Origin of the sequence: Pseudomonas sp. SG20052 (assembly GCF_031766055.1) — a bacterium.
GTDB classification, from domain to species: domain Bacteria; phylum Pseudomonadota; class Gammaproteobacteria; order Pseudomonadales; family Pseudomonadaceae; genus Aquipseudomonas; species Aquipseudomonas mandelii.
Map to the genome: position 1 here is coordinate 2126638 of NZ_CP134498.1, position 17477 is coordinate 2144114.

Sequence of the window (17477 nt, forward strand, 5' to 3'; positions counted from 1 at the left end):
ATGGCTGCTGCGCCTCATGTTGTGTCTCGTGCCGGCGGTATCGGCTTCCGCCGGCGAGCCTGAGCGTTTGCAGTTGCTGGGGCGGTCCACGGTGGAGGGCTACGCGGTCGATCTGGATGAACAAGACCGGCAATGGCTGCGCAACAAGCGTGTGTTGCGCCTCGGGGTGAGCGGACCGGACTACCCGCCGTTCGAAGTGACGCGCAATCACGACGAGCTGGAAGGCATCACCGCCGATTACGCCATACTCGTTGCGCAACTGCTGAACGTACAGATCGAAGTGCTACGTTATGTCACCCGAGAAGCGGCCATGGAGGCGCTTAGATTCGGCGAACTGGATCTGCTGGGCACTTCGAACAACTTTGAACTGGCCGACCCCGAGCTGATCCTGTCCAGCGCTTATGCTGAAGACCAGCCGATGCTGGTCACCCGACTGGACGAGCACATGCCCGTGGATCTGGCGGGTAAGCGCATTGCCATGGCCGATGATTACCTGCCGGCGCAGACCGTTGAATCGTTCTATCCCCAGGCCAGCCTGCAACGTTATCCTTCGACGCTCGATGCGCTCGGGGCGGTGGCGTATGGGCAGGTTGACGTTTCCCTCGTAGACATCTTCAGCGCCAATTACCTGATCAACAATAACTACCTCAGTGACGTTCAACTGATGGGGCCGGCCAGCCTCGACGCTAACCCGTTCGGCTTCGCGCTGGCTCGGGACAACCTGGCGCTGAAGGACCTCATCGACAAGGCGCTGGTGGCGATCCCCATGGAGCAGCGCTCGATCATCGAGCAGCGCTGGAGCGCCGGCAGGGCGAAAGTGGCGGGACAGCAGCGCGTGGACCTGAGTGAGAGTGAACAGCGCTGGCTGGATCAGCATCCGACGGTCAATGTGGGGGTTGTGGAGAATTTTGCGCCCTTGACGTTCTACGATCCCGAGGGCCGATTCAGCGGGTTGGCGGCGCAAATGCTGACGCTCATCAGCCAGCGCAGCGGTTTGAATTTCAACGTGTTGCGAGGCCAATCCCTGGACCAGCAGATCCAGCGACTCAAGGCCGGCGAGATTGACATCTTGCCCGCCATCATTCCCACGACCGAAGGCGTATCCGGGCTGCACTTTACCCGGTCCTATGCAGTCAATCCCTACACGCTGGTCAGTGCGACCACCTCCGGTAGTCCACAGACGCTGGGCGATCTGGCCGGTAAGCGCCTGGCGATTTATCCCCGTCACCCCATGCGCGCGTTCATTCAGGCGCGGTCACCGCAGGTGCAGATGGTGGACGTACAAAACCCGGCCGAAGGTCTGGAGTCGGTGGCAAAGGGACAGGCCGATGCCGCGCTCAGTTCGTTGTTCATGACCCGTTACCTGATTGACCGGTATTACCAGGGACGTTTACGCATCAGCAGTACCGTGGGCGATGAACCGGCGCGCATCTCGATGGCAACCGGCCGTGATGAATCGGTGTTGAACTCGATTTTGAACAAGGCCTTGCTGAGCATTTCGCCCGAGGAAATGGACGATCTGGTCGCCCGCTGGAGCAGTGATGCGGTGGTCGATGACAGTTATTGGCTGCGCCATCGGCAAGCTATTTTGCAGGGGTTTGCGGCGGCCGGGGCGTTGTTGTTGCTGGCCTTGGGATGGATCGCCTGGCAGCGTCGGCAAATTCGCCAACGCCAGCAGTGGCTGCAGCAGTTGCAGCAGGCCAAGGACGTTGCGGACGATGCCAACCGTGCCAAAACCACTTTTTTGGCAACCATGAGCCATGAAATCCGCACACCGATGAGTGCCCTGATCGGGTTTCTGGAAATGGCCTGGAAGCGGGCAGAAGAGGGCGTTGCCGATCGCCGATCCCTTGAGGTCGCCGCTACGGCTGCTCAGCAGTTGCTGGCGTTGATCGGCGACATTCTGGATATCGCGCGCATTGAGTCCGGGCGTTTATCGCTGGCGCCCGAACGTGCCAATCTGCGTGATCTGGTGGCGTCGATCTGTCGGGTCTTTGAAGGACTTGCCCGGGAAAGGCACTTGGCGTGGCGCGTCGATCTGGACCCGCGCAGCGACCGTGAGGTGCTGATCGACCCCACGCGCTTCAAGCAGGTGCTGTCCAACCTGTTGAGCAACGCGATCAAGTTCACCCGTGAGGGTGAGGTGAGTTTGACGTTAAGTGTGGTGCCCGGATTGTCAGGACATCTGGGGGTCAATGTGCGCATTGAAGACACCGGCATCGGCATCAGCGCAGCTGACCAGAAACGCTTGTTCAGTCCGTTCGTTCAGGCCGGTAACAGCCAGCTATCTGCGAGCATGGGGTCCGGGCTGGGGTTGGTGATCAGTCAGGCGTTGTGCGAAATGATGGGGGGGCGGCTGGTGCTGCGCAGCGTCCTTGGCCAAGGCTCGCAAGTCGACATCAGCCTTTCGCTGATGGCGTTGAAGCCGTTACCACCCTGTGCATCAGCCGACAGCGGATCACCGATACCCACGCGGCCACTGACCATTCTGGTGGTTGACGATTACCCGGCCAATCGCCTGTTGCTCTCAAGCCAGCTGAGCTACCTGGGGCATCGTGTAATGGAGGCCGAAGAGGGCGAGCGAGGGCTGGAACTGTGGCGTACACACGAGTTTGATGTGGTCATCACTGACTGCAATATGCCGAAGCTCAGCGGTTATGAATTGACCGGTGAGATACGCGATGAAGAGCGCGCATATGGCCTGCTGCCGACGCTGATCCTGGGTTTTACCGCCAATGCGCAGCCTGAGGAAACGGTCCGGTGCCTGGAAGCTGGCATGGACGATTGTCTGTTCAAGCCGATTCGGCTGGCGGATCTGAGTAGTTGGTTGGCCGACCGGTTTGCAGAGACGACGAACGAACAACCCCCATCATCCGAGATCGATTTGAGCGAGCTGGAGCAATACGTCGGGGAAGACCGGACGTTGATCAATCAATTGCTGCGTGAACTGGCAATAACCAATCGCAACGACCGCGAACATCTGCTTCAAGCACACGCCGACAACAATCTCCCGGGGCTGCGAGACCTGGCGCACCGTATCAAGGGCGGTGCGCGCATGGTCCGTGCCCAACGGTTGATCGAAAGGTGCAAGGCGCTGGAACGTGCCTGCGCCGAAGGTCGTGCGACATCGATCGACGAAGCCGTCGATCAATTGCAGGACGCCATGCGAAGTCTCGATCAGAGCCTTGAGGCAGGCTGACACTTAATCCCAGTGCGGCGCGATACCTTTGGGGCTGGTCAATCGATGGCCGCGATCCAGGCTGGCGATCAACGCCATGTCGGTTTCGCTCAACTGCAGGTCACAGGCTTTCAGATTGCTTTGCAGGTTGGCGCGTTTGGTGGAAGAGGGGATAACCGCGTACCCCGACTGCATGGCCCAGGCCAGCGTGACTTGGGCCGGGGTAGCCTGAAGACGAGCGGCGATTTGCTGGATGACCGGGTCTTTCAACACTTCGCCGTAGGCCAGGGTCATGTAGGACGTGATCTGGATGCCCTGGCGCCGGGCAAACTCAACGACCTTGCGGTTCTGCAGGTACGGGTGCAGCTCGATCTGGTTGGTCGCGATGTTCTCGGCACCGACCGCTGCAATCGCTTTTTGCATCAGCTCGACGGTGAAGTTGGAGACGCCGATCTGCCGGGTCAGGCCCAGTCGCTTGGCTTCGAGCAAGGTGCCCATGAACTCTTCGACCGGCACTTGATCGTCCGGGGACGGCCAGTGGATCAGCGTCAGGTCCAGGTAATCGGTTTGCAGTTTGCGCAGGCTCTCTTTGAGGCTGTCGATCAACCGGTCTTTGGCGAAATTGGCGATCCAGATTTTACTGGTGATGAACAATTCTTCACGGGCGATACCGCTGGCGGCAATGGCCTCGCCGACCTCGGCTTCGTTTTCGTAGATTTGCGCGGTGTCGATCACTCGGTAACCCAGCGCGAGGCCGGTGCTCACCGAATCGATGACCACTTGGCCTTGCAAGCGAAAGGTACCAAGACCGAAGGCGGGAATAGACATCAATGACTCCAAGGGTTGCAGTGGGAATGGACAGGAGTATCCCCGGCTGCCTCCCTGGGAAAAACCGCTGGATGGGCAAAGCAATGTTTACCGCAAGTCATGAATCGGGGGGCCGTCTGGAGGATTGAGGGTGTCTGGTCTGCCGTCTTCGCGGGCAAGCCTCGCTCCTACAGGGGCGGCGTTGCGTTTGTAGGCGCGAGCCTGCTCGCGATGGCCACAACTCGGTCTCGGAGTTTACCCCCGAGCCTCAAGAATCATGCAAGTCGTCGACCCCGTCGCATACAACCGCCCATCCACATCATAAATCCGCCCCTCGGCCAGCGCGGTGGAGCGGCCCAGATGCACAATTTTTCCTTCGGCCCGGACCGGTCCACTGGCACCGGTCAACGCCCGGACGTAGCTGATGCGCAAGTCCAGCGTCGTATACCCCTGGCCCTTCTTGAGCTGTGTATGAATCGCGCAGCCCATGCACGAATCCAGCAAGGTCGCCGCGTAGCCGCCATGCACGCTTCCCAGCGGGTTGTAGTGCCGCGAATCCGGCGTGCCCTGGAAAATGAAGAGCCCGGCCGACCATTCGATGGGGATGAAATCCATCAAGGCGCCGATAGGCGGTGAAGGCAGTGCGCCGTCGCCGATACCCTGGAAAAACTCGGCGGGTGACAGCGCGCTGACCTCAGCCATGGACAGGCTGCCCGGTCCGGCCAGACGCGAGCGCATGGCCTGTTCCTGGGCGATCCATTGGGCGAGGGTGGCGTCGCGGGTGGGGCTTTGCATGATGAGTTCCTCGAACGAGAGCGGATATTATGGTTGTAATTCCGATCGATATTATGTCCGAAATAAAAACTCCGCCAGCCCCGCGTGTCGAGTCGTCACACGCTATCGCCCAGGCGCAATTCCTCGCCGATTACCAGCCCTGTCGAAACCTTTGCCATCGTTCTCCAGGTAGAACGCTCAGGCTGATTTTTGCCGTCTAGTGCATTGAAGCGTTCGGTCTTAAGCTGAGTCCATTGCGTCAAACAACGAATTTGGAGGCAGGATGAAAAACATCATCGGTATTTACACCAGCCCGCGCACCCACTGGGTCGGCGACGGTTTCCCGGTTCGCACACTGTTTTCCTATGACAACCTGGCCAAACACATCAGCCCGTTTTTGCTGCTCGATCATGCTGGCCCCGCCGAATTCACCCCGACCACCGAGCGTCGTGGCGTGGGTCAGCATCCGCACCGCGGTTTCGAAACCGTGACCATCGTTTACAAGGGCGAAGTGGAGCACCGCGACTCCACCGGCAGCGGCGGCAGGATTGGCCCCGGCGATGTGCAATGGATGACCGCGGCGTCGGGGATTCTCCACGAGGAATTTCACTCCGAAGAGTTCGCCAGGACCGGCGGCACCCTGGAAATGGTGCAGCTGTGGGTCAACCTGCCGGCCAGGGACAAAATGGCCGATGCCGGTTACCAGACGATTCTCGATGGCGACATCCCGAACCTCCCGCTCAAGGACAAGGCTGGCAGCTTGCGCTTGATCGCGGGCGAGTTTGAGGGGCACACCGGTCCGGCGCGCACGTTCACGCCGATCGACGTCTGGGACCTGCGCCTCAACGGCGGCAAGTTGTTGACCCTCGACCTGCATGAAGGCCGTAACACCGCGCTGGTGGTGTTGCGCGGCACGGTTGAGGTCAACGGCCTGGAACTTATGCGCGAAGGGCAGTTGGCGTTGTTCGAACGCGATGGCCATCAGCTCAGCCTGGAAGCCAATGATGACGCCGTGGTGTTGCTGCTCAGCGGCGACCCGATCGACGAACCGATTGTCGGTCATGGCCCGTTCGTGATGAACAGCGAGCAAGAGATTCATCAGGCCTTTGCTGACTTCCAGTCGGGCCGTTTCGGCCAGATGAGCGGTTGAGCTCATTGTCTTGACGCTGGGCTGTGCCAACACTCATCCCGCAGTTTTTTGAGGTGTTATCAGATCCGCATTTACTCCTACACTGTGCCCATCCGTACATGGCTGGAGTTGTTTGATGCTGTCACTGCTTACCAATCACCCCTTGATCAGCGCGCTGGTCCTGATCCTGATTGATCTCGGCTTGTGGCGCTTGATCAGTGCCAACGGCAGCAACTGGAAACTGGTCGTGCGGCTGGTGATTTTTGCGCTGTTCAGCGTCTTGTTGTTCAACGAAGGCATGAACCCGCTGGAGCCGGCACCCTGGGCCGATAACGTACCGCTGCACCTGGCGGCCACGGGGTTGCAGATCGGCTGGTGGCTGTTCGGCGCGCGCACCCTGACGGTGTTGATCGGTGCGGTGATGATGCAACGGGTCGGGCACACGGGGCGGTTGCTGCAGGATCTGCTCGGTGCGGTGATCTTTCTGATCGCCGTCATCGCCGCCCTGGCCTATGTGCTCGAACTGCCGGTCAAAGGCGTGCTCGCGACCTCCGGTGCGTTGGCGATCATCGTCGGCCTGGCCTTGCAAAGCACCCTCAGCGACGTGTTCTCCGGGATCGTCCTCAACACCACCAAACCCTATCAACTGGATGACTGGATCTCCATCGACGGCACCGAAGGCCGGGTCACCGACATCGATTGGCGCGCCACGCGCCTGCAAACGTCCCAGGGCAGCATGGTGGTGATTCCCAACTCGCTGGCGGCCAAGGCCAAGATCATCAATTTCAGCCGGCCGAGCGATATGTTCGGCGTCTCGATCAGCCTGCAACTGAGCCCGCACGCGCGCCCGCAAACGGTGCTCGACGCGTTGGAGCGGGCGATGCAGGGTTGCCGTTATCTGCTGAGCAAACCGGCGCCAAGTGTGGCGTTGAAAGGCTCGAGCGCCAGTGGCGTGGAGTACGAAATCAGTGGCTTCGTGGTTTCCATGGATCAGAAACGCATGGTGCGCAATCTGCTGTTCGACCTGGCGTACCGGCACTTGCAGGCGTCTGGTGTCAGCCTGTTGTCGAGCGTCGAATCCAACGCGCCTGCCGTCCTGTCACGGCCACGGGCGTTGCTGGACAGTTCGAACATTTTCTCGACCCTGCGTCAGGAAGAGAAAGACACCTTCAGCCAGAACATGACCCTGCAAACCTTCCGCGCCGGTGACATGATCCTGCCGGCGGGTGAGGTCAGCGATCACCTGTTCATCATCGAATCGGGTGTGGTCTCGGTGCAGTTGAGCCGGGGCGGGGTCAAGTTCGAATCCGGGCGCATGGGCCCGGGCGAGGTGATCGGCGAGGGCGGGATTTTGTCCGATACCGCGCTGCCGGCGGAGTTCAGCGCCAAGACCGCCTGCAGCTTGTATCGCATCGAGAAGGACTACCTCAAACCGTGCCTGGATGCGCGTCATGACATCAGCGAAGCGATGACGGCGTTGCTGGATTTCCGCTTGCACAAGGCGCAGGCCCTGACCCAGGAAGTGCCGAAGGTGGTGGAGAAGAAAGGGTTTTTGCGCTGGTTGCGCAGTCGGGCGTAGGGATCTTCGGGGATGAGCACTGCGCGGTTCGTGAGCAGGCAAACCGCGTTTCAGCTCGCCAATCCATCATCGGCACATCCAATGGTCTCCTTGACTTTGGTGATATTGGTTATTTGTGAGAGGGGTGTGGGGGATTAACTTGGCTCCACCCCCATTTGGTATTGGAGTCCACCATGAAACCTCGCCTCGATTTCTACACCGCGTCCCCTGACGCACTCAAAGCCATGATCGCGCTGGAAGGCGCGGTTTCGAAGCTGCCGCTGGAAAAGACCCTGATCGAACTGGTCAAGCTGCGCACCTCGCAAATCAACGGCTGCGCCTTCTGCCTGGACATGCACAGCGCCGATGCGCGCAAGGGCGGTGAAGACGAGCGCCGTCTGTACACACTGTCGGCCTGGCGGGAAACGCCGTTCTTCACCCCGCGTGAACGTGCGGCGCTGGCGTGGACCGAGTCCCTGACGCTGCTGAGCCAGACTCACGCGCCGGATGAGGACTACGAACTGGCGGCGTCCGAGTTCAGCCCGAAGGAATTGGTCGACCTGACCGTGGCCATTACCACCATCAACGCCTGGAATCGCCTGGCGGTGGGTTTCCGCAAAATGCCTCAAGCCTGATCAGTGAGCGTCTGCTGACGGCGCGGCCGGTGGCTGCACCTTGCGCATCAAGGGCACCATCGCCGTGGCAATGATGAAGCACACCATAATCATCAGAAAGGCGTCGCCGTAGGTCTGGGTCTGGGCTTCGCGGTAGGTCAGCAGCCAGAGTTGATGCAGACTGGCGGTGACGCCGGCGTCGCCGCTCTGGCCGAGGGCGGCGAAGTTATTGCCGACCTGGGACAGCCATTGGTTCAGCGCTTCGTTGGTGCTGTTGAGGTTTTCCGCCAACCGGGTGAAGTGCAGGTTGGTGCGGTCGTTGAGGATGGTCGCACACGCGGCAATGCCGATGGCGCCCCCCAGGTTTCGCATCAGGTTGAACAGCCCCGAGGCATGTTTGAGCCGTGCCGGCGCCAGTCCGCCGAGGGTTAATGTCACCGCTGGCGGCACGGCCAGTTGCTGGGCGATTCCGCGCAAGGCTTGCGGCAGCATCAGTTCTTTGGCCCCCCAGTCATGGGTGATCGGGCTGAAATCCCACATCGACAGCGCGAACAGACCAAGGCCGCTCATCATGATCCAGCGCAGGTCGATGCGATTGGCCAGAAAGGCGTACAGCGGAATCGCCATGATCTGGAACACTCCGGTGGAGAAAACTGCCAGACCAATGTCCAGCGCACCGTAGCCGCGCACCCGGCCGAGGAACAGCGGCGTCAGGTAAATGGTGGCAAACAGGCCGATCCCGGTGACGAACGAGAAGAAACAACCGAGGGCGAAGTTGCGGTCCTTCAAGGCGCGCAAATCGACGATCGGGTTGGCCACATGCAAGGTTCGCCCGATGAAAGCCAGGCCGGCCAGGCCACTGATCCATGCCGTGGTCAAAATTGTGCTGTCGCTGAACCAGTTCCAGCGCGGACCTTCTTCGAGGGTGTATTCCAGGCAACCGAGAAACAGCGCCATGAACACCATGCTCAAGTAGTCGGCGCCCTTGAGCAGCGACAGTTCCGGCTGGTCGATTTTCACCAGCATCGGCACTGCCACCGCGACGAAAATCCCCGGTACCAGATTGATGTAGAACAGCCAGTGCCAGGATGAAATGTCGGTGATCCAGCCACCAATCACCGGCCCTAGGGTCGGTGCCAGCGAAGCCACTGCGCCGATGGTCGCGGCCGCGATCACCCGTTGTTTGCCGGTGAAGAAAAAGAACGCGGTGGTGAATACCAGCGGGATCATCGAACCACCGAGAAAGCCTTGCAGGGCACGGAAGGCGATCATGCTCTGGATGTTCCAGGCCGCGCCGCAGAGCAGGCTGGCCAAGGTGAATCCCACCGCAGAAGCGCAAAACAGCCAGCGCGTCGAGAACACCCGCGACAGCCAGCCCGACAGCGGGATCACGATGATTTCGGCAATCAGGTAACTGGTTTGCACCCACGCCGTTTCATCGGTGCCGGCCGAGAGTCCGCCGCCGATGTCACGCAGCGAAGCGGAGACGATCTGGATATCCAGCAGCGCGATGAACATGCCGATACACATGGAGGCAAAGGCGAAAACCTTGGTCGCCGTCGCCATGTTCGCGGCATTGAACGGTTGCGCGGGGGCGGCGAGGGCGCGGCTCATGGCGCGCGGGCCACGGCCGGGGTTGCAGGTTCCTTGCGAGTGTCCACTTCGGCGGTGACCGACAGGCCCGGACGCAGGTGGCCGAGCACGCCATCGGCCGGATCAAGCACGATGCGCACCGGCACCCGCTGAACGATTTTAGTGAAGTTGCCGGTGGCGTTTTCCGGCGGCAGCACGCTGAACTGTGAGCCACTGGCCGGCGCGAGGCTGTCCAGATGACCATGAAACGCCTGCCCGGAAAGCACGTCGGCATGAATGACCACCCGCTGCCCCGGATTCATGCGCGCCAGTTGATCTTCCTTGAAGTTGGCATCGACCCACAGACCACTGGACGGTACCACCGACAGCAGTTGCGAACCGGCCTGGGCATAAGCGCCGACCCGCGCCCGACGATTGCCGATTACGCCGTCCACTGGGGCCTTCAGTTCGGTGTAATCCACGTTCAGTTGCGCCAGATCACGTTCGGCGTGGGCCTGCATCAGCGCGGCACGGGCCTGCTGCTTTTGCGTTGCGATCACGTTGAGCTGCCGCTGCGCCGCCAGCAGTTCGGCCTGGGCCCTCGAACTGAGGGCCTGAGCCGTTTTGAACGTCGCGTCGGCGCGTTGGGCGCTTTCCACCGAGACCGCATTACTGCCAACCAGTTTTTTGTAGCGCGCATTGTCGTCCCGTGAGCGAGCGGTTTCGGCGCCGGCGGCATCGATGCCGGCGCGGGCCTGGCCGATCACCGCGTGTTGCAGTTGTTCGGTGGCGTCGAGGTTGGCCAGCAACGCTTCTTCGGCGGCCACCGCGCCGTCAGCCCTGGCCAGGTTGGCGCGGTAGTCACGGGCGTCGAGGCGGATCAGCACGTCGCCGGCCTTGACCTTCTGATTGTCGGTGACCAGCACTTCTTCGATGTACCCCGCGACTTTCGGGCCGATCACTGTCACGTCGCCGCCGATATAGGCATCGTCGGTTTCTTCAATGAAACGCCCGGTGGTCCACCAATGCGTCGCGTACAACCCGGCAAACACCAGGGCAGCGATGGCCGCCGTCAGCAAGATCAACCGTTTGAGCAGGGGAGACTTGGGTGTGCTCACCGGGACAGCGACGTCGGGTTCGAGGCTGGGCATGCTGGTCATTGAGTGAATACCTATGGGAAGCGGGTCTTTATTACGCATGTAATATGACGCAGGTAATATTTCGCGGCAAATGATTTCTGTTGCCAGTCGTCAGGGCGATGACAGCGGGAACGAACAGGAACGACAAGGAAACCAATTGTTTAAGAAATGTAAGCGTTGTAGGACGCGTCTTGCATTTGCGTAGGAACGATCTGACTATCACTCGCATTGATGGGATGGCATTAAGCTATTTGATGATGACAGGGATGTTGAGTGCCGTATTCGTTTCGCGTTGTGCATCGCCGTTGTTGCTCGCCTTGCACGCTGTTGTTGGCTTCGTTGTTGAGCCTGAGTGCTTCTGCACTCCAGGCGGCAGAGCCCTCCGCCCCAGGCCAGGAAGTGCTGCGCCAGCAACAACAGCAACAGCGCGATCTGCAACAGCTGCAACTGGAGCAGCGTCGCCGGCAACTGGAGCGCGGTAGCTTTGGTCCTGCGCCGGTCGCGCCGGCCGTCCCCGCCAGTGTGCCCGCCGATGAACGCTGCTGGCCCCTAAGTGGCACGCGTGTCGGTGGCGTCACCCTGATCAGTAGCAAGACCCTCGACGAGCGGATCAAGCCGCAACTGTCGTCGTGCATGGGCGTCGGCCAGATCAACCATCTGCTGGCGACCATCACCGGCCTGTATGTGGACGCGGGGTACATCGCCAGTCGGCCGTACCTGCGCAGCGCTCCGGTCGCCGGGCAATCGCTGGATATCGTGGTCGATGAAGGTTACGTCGAGTCCATCGAACTGGCCGACCAGCGCCTGCCGGTGTCCCTCGGTGGCGCCTTCCCCGGAATGCTCGGCAAGCCGCTGTACCTGCGCGATCTTGAGCAAGGCCTGGATCAGTTGAACCGCTTGCGTTCGCTTGACCTGACGGCCGATATAGCCCCCGGCTCGCAGCCCGGCGCCTCGCGGATCATCCTGCGTTCGCGCACCAGCGGCCAGTCTCGATGGGCGTTGGGGCTGGGCGTCGACAACCTCGGCAGCGCCAGCACCGGGCGTGATCGCGACACCCTGAGCCTGAGCCTCGACAGTCCGCTGGAGCTCAATGACGCCCTCAACGTGAGTGCCAGTGACACCCTCAATCGGGGCGATCGCTACAGCCGCAACGCCAGCGTTTACTACGCCATTCCCTACGGTTACTGGACCTACAGCGTATTCGCCAGCCATGCCGAATACCGCGCGCCGTTCAAGCTCAGTACCCTGAAATTCCACAGCAGCGGCATCACCGACCAGCTCAGCGTGCGCGCCGACCGGGTGTTGTGGCGCGATCAGAGCCATCAGTTCAGCGCCAACCTGCAACTGGCCCACAAGGACGTCGACAGTTATCTGGAGAACATTCGCCTCGGTATCCAGAGCCCGACCCTGACCGTGGCCGAAGCCGGTTTGAGCCTGTTCTGGCTCAACAGCGCCGTGTGGAACCTGGACGTCAATTACGCCCAGGGCCTGCGCTGGTTCGGTGCCGATGACGATGCCCAGCGCCAGGTCAACGACCTGCCCAAGGCGCAGTTTCGCAAGTACCGCGCCGGTCTCAGCCAATGGCGAAACGGCCAGTTTGGTCAGCAGACATGGCAGTGGCAAAGCCAGTTGAACATTCAGTACAGCCCCGATCCGCTGCCGGCCATCGAACAACTGCTCGGCACCGATGATTCCGCCGTGCGCGGTTACCGGGTCAACAGTGCGTCCGGTGCCAGCGGCGCGATCTGGCGCAACACCTTGCGCCTGCCGTTGCGCAGCGATTGGCCGGTGCAAGTCACTCCGCGCCTGGGGCTGGACAACGGCTGGATCAAGGCCGACCACGGCACCCAGGGGCAACGCCTGAGCGGGGCCAGCGCCGGGGTCAACCTGAGCTGGAAAAACCTGCAAGTGGACGTCGATTACCAACGCAGCCTCAACACCCCCAGCGGTTTAAGGCATGAGCCAGAGACCTGGCTGATGCGCATGGGGTTGCAGATATGACCACCGACTCACCCGACACACATTCAGCCGTCGGACCTGTGCGCGACAGCCTCGGCAATCATCCCAACGCGCAACGTGATGCCGCACTTTTATTGAGAGGTTCCTATGCCTGAACAAACATTTGCGTTCCATCTTTCCCCTCGGGGAAAACTGCGCTGGGCGATTGCCAGCCTGTTCCTGATTGCCCATCTGCCAAACGCCCTCGCGGGTGGCGTGGTGGTCGCACCGGGCCCCGGCGGCACTGCACAACTGCAAACCCAGGGCGGCGTGCCGATCGTCAATATCGTTGCACCCAACGGCTCGGGCCTGTCGCATAACCAGTTCCTCGATTACAACGTTGATCGCCAGGGCCTGGTGTTGAACAACGCCTTGCAGGCCGGGCAATCCCAACTCGCCGGGCAACTGGCCGCCAACCCGCAGCTCCAGGGCCAGGCCGCGAGCGTGATCCTCAACGAAGTGGTCAGCCGCAACGCCTCGGCCATCAACGGTGCCCAGGAAATATTCGGCCGCGCCGCCGATTATGTGTTGGCCAACCCCAACGGCATCTCGGTGAACGGCGGCAGTTTCATCAACACACCGAACGCCAATCTGGTGGTCGGCCGTCCCGAATTGAACGACGGCAAGCTGCAAGCCCTGAGCACCCGTGAGGCCTCCGGGACGTTGCAGATTCAGGGCGCGGGCCTGCAAAACCGTGAGGGCTCGATCAACCTGATCGCCCCGCGCATCGACAGCCAGGGCAGCCTCAACGCTCGGGATCAACTGAACCTCACCGTCGGCCGCAATCAGGTGGATTACGCCTCGGGCCAGGTGAAAACCGTGGACCCGGCCGGCAACACCACCGACCACCGCATCGACGCCAGCCTGTTTGGCGCCATGCAAGCGGGGCGCATCAACATCGTCAGCACCGCTGAGGGCGCCGGCGTGCGGGTCGGGCCGGTGCAGGTCGCGGGTCGCGAGGGCGTGCAGATTCGCTCGGCAGGGGATTTGAGCATCAGTGGCCAAGCCGTTCCCGACAGCCTTGAGGTAATCCGGGCAGGCGTTCGCAGCAGCCAGGGTGACGTCCGCTTGCACAGCGGCAAGGACCTGACCCTGGCCGCCGCCGACGTCAGCGGTCGCGACGTCAAACTCGACGCCGGACGCAACTTGACCTTGAGCACCGTCGAAAGCCGCCGTCTCCAGGAGACGCGCGAAAACTGGAACAACAGCACCATCGGCATCACTTGGGAAACCTACGACCGCACGCAGACCGACAGCGATTCACGCCAGCACGGCAGCCAGATTCTCGCCAGCCGCGACGCGCACTTGTCGTCCGCGGGTGACACTGAACTGAAAGCGGCCAAGGTCAAAGCGGCGAACAATCTGAGCGTGCAAAGCGGCGGCGATCTACGCCTGAGCGCCGCCACCGAAAGCCACACCCAGACCGATCAGGGCAACCACCGCAAACACTTGTGGAAAGCCGATTGGAACACCAGCAGCGAAGAGCAGCGCAGCATCACCAGCCACTTGGAGGGCGGCAACATCGCCCTGCAGACCGCCGCGTTATTGCGTTCCGAAGGGGCTGAGTTGAGCAGCGCCGCTGACATCCACCTCGCGGGAAAACAGGTGGAAATCACCAGTGCCAGCCGCACTCAGCGCACCAGCGACAACCGTTACTCGGGCGATCTGGTGGGCGGCGGTTTCTTTGGCAAGACCGGCGACGCCGATCAGGGCAAGACCCAGAACCAGGGCAGCAAAATCAACGCGGCCGGCAAGTTGATCGTCAAGGCGGACGACGTGCGGATCAGCGGCAGCCAGGTGCGCGGCGGCACCGAATCGAGCGTCATCAGCGACAAGGGTTCGCTGGTGATCGATGGCGTACAGGACACTTCTCACACCAACAGCCACGACAAGGACAGCAAGTTCTTCGGCATCACCAAGGACGAAACCCGGCAGAACGCCAAGGACAGCAGCACGGTGCGCAGCGAGCTGACCTCGGACAGCAACCTTAGGCTCAAGAGCGCCAAGGACATTGAGGTGGCCGGTTCCACGGTCAAGGCTGGCGGCAACCTGAGTGCTGACGCGGCGGGGGATGTGAAGGTGCATTCCGCGCAAGACACTCGCGACAGCAGCACAACCACCGAGACGCGTGGCTTCGATGCCTACGCCAGGGAAAACAGTCCGGACGCCGGGCAGTATCGTGCCGGTGTGCATTACGAAGACAAGCAGAAAACCGTGACCGGCAACGACATCAAGCAGCAGGGCTCAAGCCTCAGCGGCGGCACTGTGCAACTGGCGGCGGGCGGCGACCTGACGCTCAAAGGCGCCGAGGTCAACGCCACACACGGCGACGCGACGCTGACCGGCAAGAACGTCTCGCTGCTGGCCGAGCAGAACAGCCACAGCACCTCGACGGATAAAACCGGCACCAGCGGCGGCTTCTACTACACCGGCGGCCTCGACCGCGCCGGCAGTGGCATCGATTTCGCGCACACCTCCTCGCAAGACACTACTGGCACAACCACCGCGCAAACCACCGGCGTGCAGAGCAGCGGCAACCTGAACATCAACACCGGCAAACTGACCACCGAAGGCGCGCGTCTGGATGCCGGCAAAGGCCTGAATGTCGCTGCCGTCGAGGTGGACAATCGCGCTGCGCACAACACCGACAGCAGCACCCACAAAGACAGCAACTGGTCAGCGGACATCGGCGCCAACGTCGAGTACAAGGACATCGCCCGGCCGATCGCCGGAGCGGTCAAGGATGTGCTGGCCGGCAAGGTGCCGGACAAGGATGCGCTGGCCAACCTCGGTCAACCCAACGTCGGCATCGACGTTGCGATCGGTCATCAGAACGCCAGCCATACTGAGCAAACCAGCACCGCCGTGGTCAGCCAGTTCAAGGGCGGCACCGTGGAGATGAACGTGGCCGGGACGTTGCAGGACCAGGGCACTCAGTACCAAGCGAGCACGGGCAAGGTCAACATCAACGCCGATACCTTGGTGGCGACCGCCGCGAATAACACCCACCGCAGCACCGATCAGGCGCTGGACGCCAAGGCTGACGTGCGGGTCTACACCAAGACCGGTGAGGACGTGAACGTCGCCGGCAGCGGTGCGGGTGGCAGCAGCCAGACGCGCAAGGACACGTCCACCGCTGTCGTCGGCAGCTATGCCGGCAGCAAAGGGGTGACCATCAATCTGCGTGGCGATGGCCAGTTCGAAGGCAGCCATTTCGATGGCGGGCAGGGCGGTGTCTTGATCAAGACCGGCGGTGACCTGGCGCTGAATCAGGCCACTGACCGCCAGAGCAACGACACCTCCAGCCTACGCGGCAACGGCTCGTTGAACGTCGGCACTGCGCCGGGCACCAACGGCACCAATGTCGATCTGGGTGCGGGTTTCCAGCTCGATCACACCGGCAAACAAACCCGGGACAGCCAGGCGCAGGTGTCGAGTATTAAGGGTAAAGGTCCGGTGCTGTTGAGCAGCGGTGGCGATCAGATCCTGCAAGGGACGAAGGTCGACACGCGGGGCGGCATTGACTTGAAAGCTGACGGCCAACTCGATCTGCAAGCGGCAACCGACACCCACACCGCGACCGGCAGCAACCTCGGCGGCGGCCTCAAGGTGGGCGGCAGCAAAACCAGCACGGAGATAAGTGCTGACCAGGGCGGCAACGTGAGCGGCAATTTCAACATCGGTCGGGTCAACGAAACGACCCGGACTTTGACCGGTGGACAGCTCAACAGCCAGGGCAACATCGCCCTCGGTGGTGACGCGATCCACCTGCAAGGCACCCAGGTCAGCGCCCCGAGCGTCAGCCTCGATGCGCAGAGCGGCGGCATCCTCCAGGCGTCGGCCGAGTCCACACAGAACCGCACAAACTGGAATGTGGCACTGAATGCCGGCGGCAACCTGAGCAACAGCACACCGGTCGTCGCGGATGAAAAGAACGTCGCCACAAGTGATCACGGCTTCAATGCCGGGGCCAAGGTCGGCGTGGATTACCTGCAAGGCACGACCCAGCAGAACAGCCAGATCAAGGCTGACAACGTGGTGTTGAACAGCGTGGGTGATACTCGTCTGGCGGGTGGGCGGATTGATGCGACGACCGTCAGCGGCAAGGTCGGCGGTGACCTGAGCGTGGAAAGTCGCCAGGACAGCCAGACTAGCGCCAAGGTTGATATTGACCTCGGCCTGACAGGCAAGAAGGCTGCACCAGCCGACAAGGACAAAGTGGCCGAGAACACCAAACCGGGCGGGACTGACTACAAGCCGACACTGAAACTAGATGGCGGTTACACGCATAAGGACAGCGTCGGCCAGGCTTCCGGTATCAGTGGCAGCCAGGGTGTGAATCTGAAGGTGGGCGGCGCCACGCAACTGAGCGGTGCACGGATTGCATCGACTGACGGCCGCGTGGGTCTCGGTGGTTCCAAAGTCACCACTGCCACCGTGAGCAACCGTGATTACGGGGTCAACGCCGGTCTGGATTTGCCTGAAAAGGCAGCGGGTGAAGCCGGTAAACCGGTCGTTACAACCCCGGGTGAGCACAGCGTCAAACTCGGTCCGGTCACCCTGGGCGGTCATTACGACAGCCAATCGTTACAAGCTGGGATCGACGAGAAAAACATCTGAAACGCAAGACCTTGTGGGAGCGATTCTGCTCGCGATAGCGGCGATACAGTCGAGAAAACTCTCGCCTGATACACCGCATTCGCGAGCA

The 17477-nt window shown here is 61.5% G+C and carries 10 protein-coding genes; 6 read left to right on the forward strand and 4 right to left on the reverse strand.

From position 1 onward, the window contains the following. Positions 1-16 precede the first annotated feature (16 nt). Complete coding sequence (locus tag RHP74_RS09605; RefSeq protein ID WP_311099095.1) at positions 17-3199, forward strand: response regulator; 3183 nt, start codon at positions 17-19, stop codon at positions 3197-3199. Between the two features lie 3 nt (positions 3200-3202). Here the strand turns inward: RHP74_RS09605 and dkgB are convergent, their stop codons facing one another. After that, the gene (gene dkgB, locus RHP74_RS09610; protein ID WP_311099096.1) at positions 3203-4006 is read right to left on the reverse strand and encodes a 2,5-didehydrogluconate reductase DkgB; all 804 of its coding nucleotides are present in this window, start codon (positions 4004-4006) and stop codon (positions 3203-3205) included. 234 nt (positions 4007-4240) lie between these two features. After that, on the reverse strand, positions 4241-4780 hold the full coding sequence (locus tag RHP74_RS09615; RefSeq protein ID WP_077748889.1) for a PaaI family thioesterase: 540 nt from the start codon (positions 4778-4780) through the stop codon (positions 4241-4243). 262 nt (positions 4781-5042) lie between these two features. Between RHP74_RS09615 and RHP74_RS09620 the strand changes: the two genes are divergently transcribed. From RHP74_RS09620 to RHP74_RS09630, 3 genes are all read left to right on the forward strand, one after another. Next, positions 5043-5909 carry a pirin family protein gene (locus RHP74_RS09620; RefSeq protein WP_282410845.1) on the forward strand — a complete coding sequence of 289 codons (867 nt, stop codon included), beginning with the start codon at positions 5043-5045 and terminating at the stop codon, positions 5907-5909. Positions 5910-6024: 115 nt separating this feature from the next. Next, entirely contained in the window at positions 6025-7467 is a 1443-nt protein-coding gene (locus RHP74_RS09625) for a mechanosensitive ion channel domain-containing protein (protein ID WP_010458478.1), read from the forward strand. A gap of 173 nt (positions 7468-7640) precedes the next feature. Beyond that, a complete protein-coding gene (locus RHP74_RS09630) occupies positions 7641-8081 on the forward strand; it encodes a carboxymuconolactone decarboxylase family protein (protein WP_077748887.1) in 441 nt (146 codons plus the stop codon). Here the strand turns inward: RHP74_RS09630 and RHP74_RS09635 are convergent, their stop codons facing one another. Further along, positions 8082-9674, reverse strand: coding sequence for a DHA2 family efflux MFS transporter permease subunit (locus RHP74_RS09635; RefSeq protein ID WP_083374640.1), 1593 nt, complete (start codon positions 9672-9674; stop codon positions 8082-8084). It abuts the gene before it with no gap. Beyond that, positions 9671-10792 carry an HlyD family secretion protein gene (locus RHP74_RS09640; RefSeq protein ID WP_311099100.1) on the reverse strand — a complete coding sequence of 374 codons (1122 nt, stop codon included), beginning with the start codon at positions 10790-10792 and terminating at the stop codon, positions 9671-9673. The genes RHP74_RS09635 and RHP74_RS09640 overlap by 4 nt, the downstream gene beginning before the upstream one ends. A gap of 252 nt (positions 10793-11044) precedes the next feature. Between RHP74_RS09640 and RHP74_RS09645 the strand changes: the two genes are divergently transcribed. Continuing rightward, the gene (locus tag RHP74_RS09645) at positions 11045-12772 is read left to right on the forward strand and encodes a ShlB/FhaC/HecB family hemolysin secretion/activation protein (protein ID WP_311099102.1); all 1728 of its coding nucleotides are present in this window, start codon (positions 11045-11047) and stop codon (positions 12770-12772) included. Positions 12773-12877: 105 nt separating this feature from the next. Beyond that, a complete protein-coding gene (locus tag RHP74_RS09650) occupies positions 12878-17389 on the forward strand; it encodes a hemagglutinin repeat-containing protein (RefSeq protein ID WP_311099104.1) in 4512 nt (1503 codons plus the stop codon). The last annotated feature ends 88 nt before the right edge of the window (positions 17390-17477 follow it).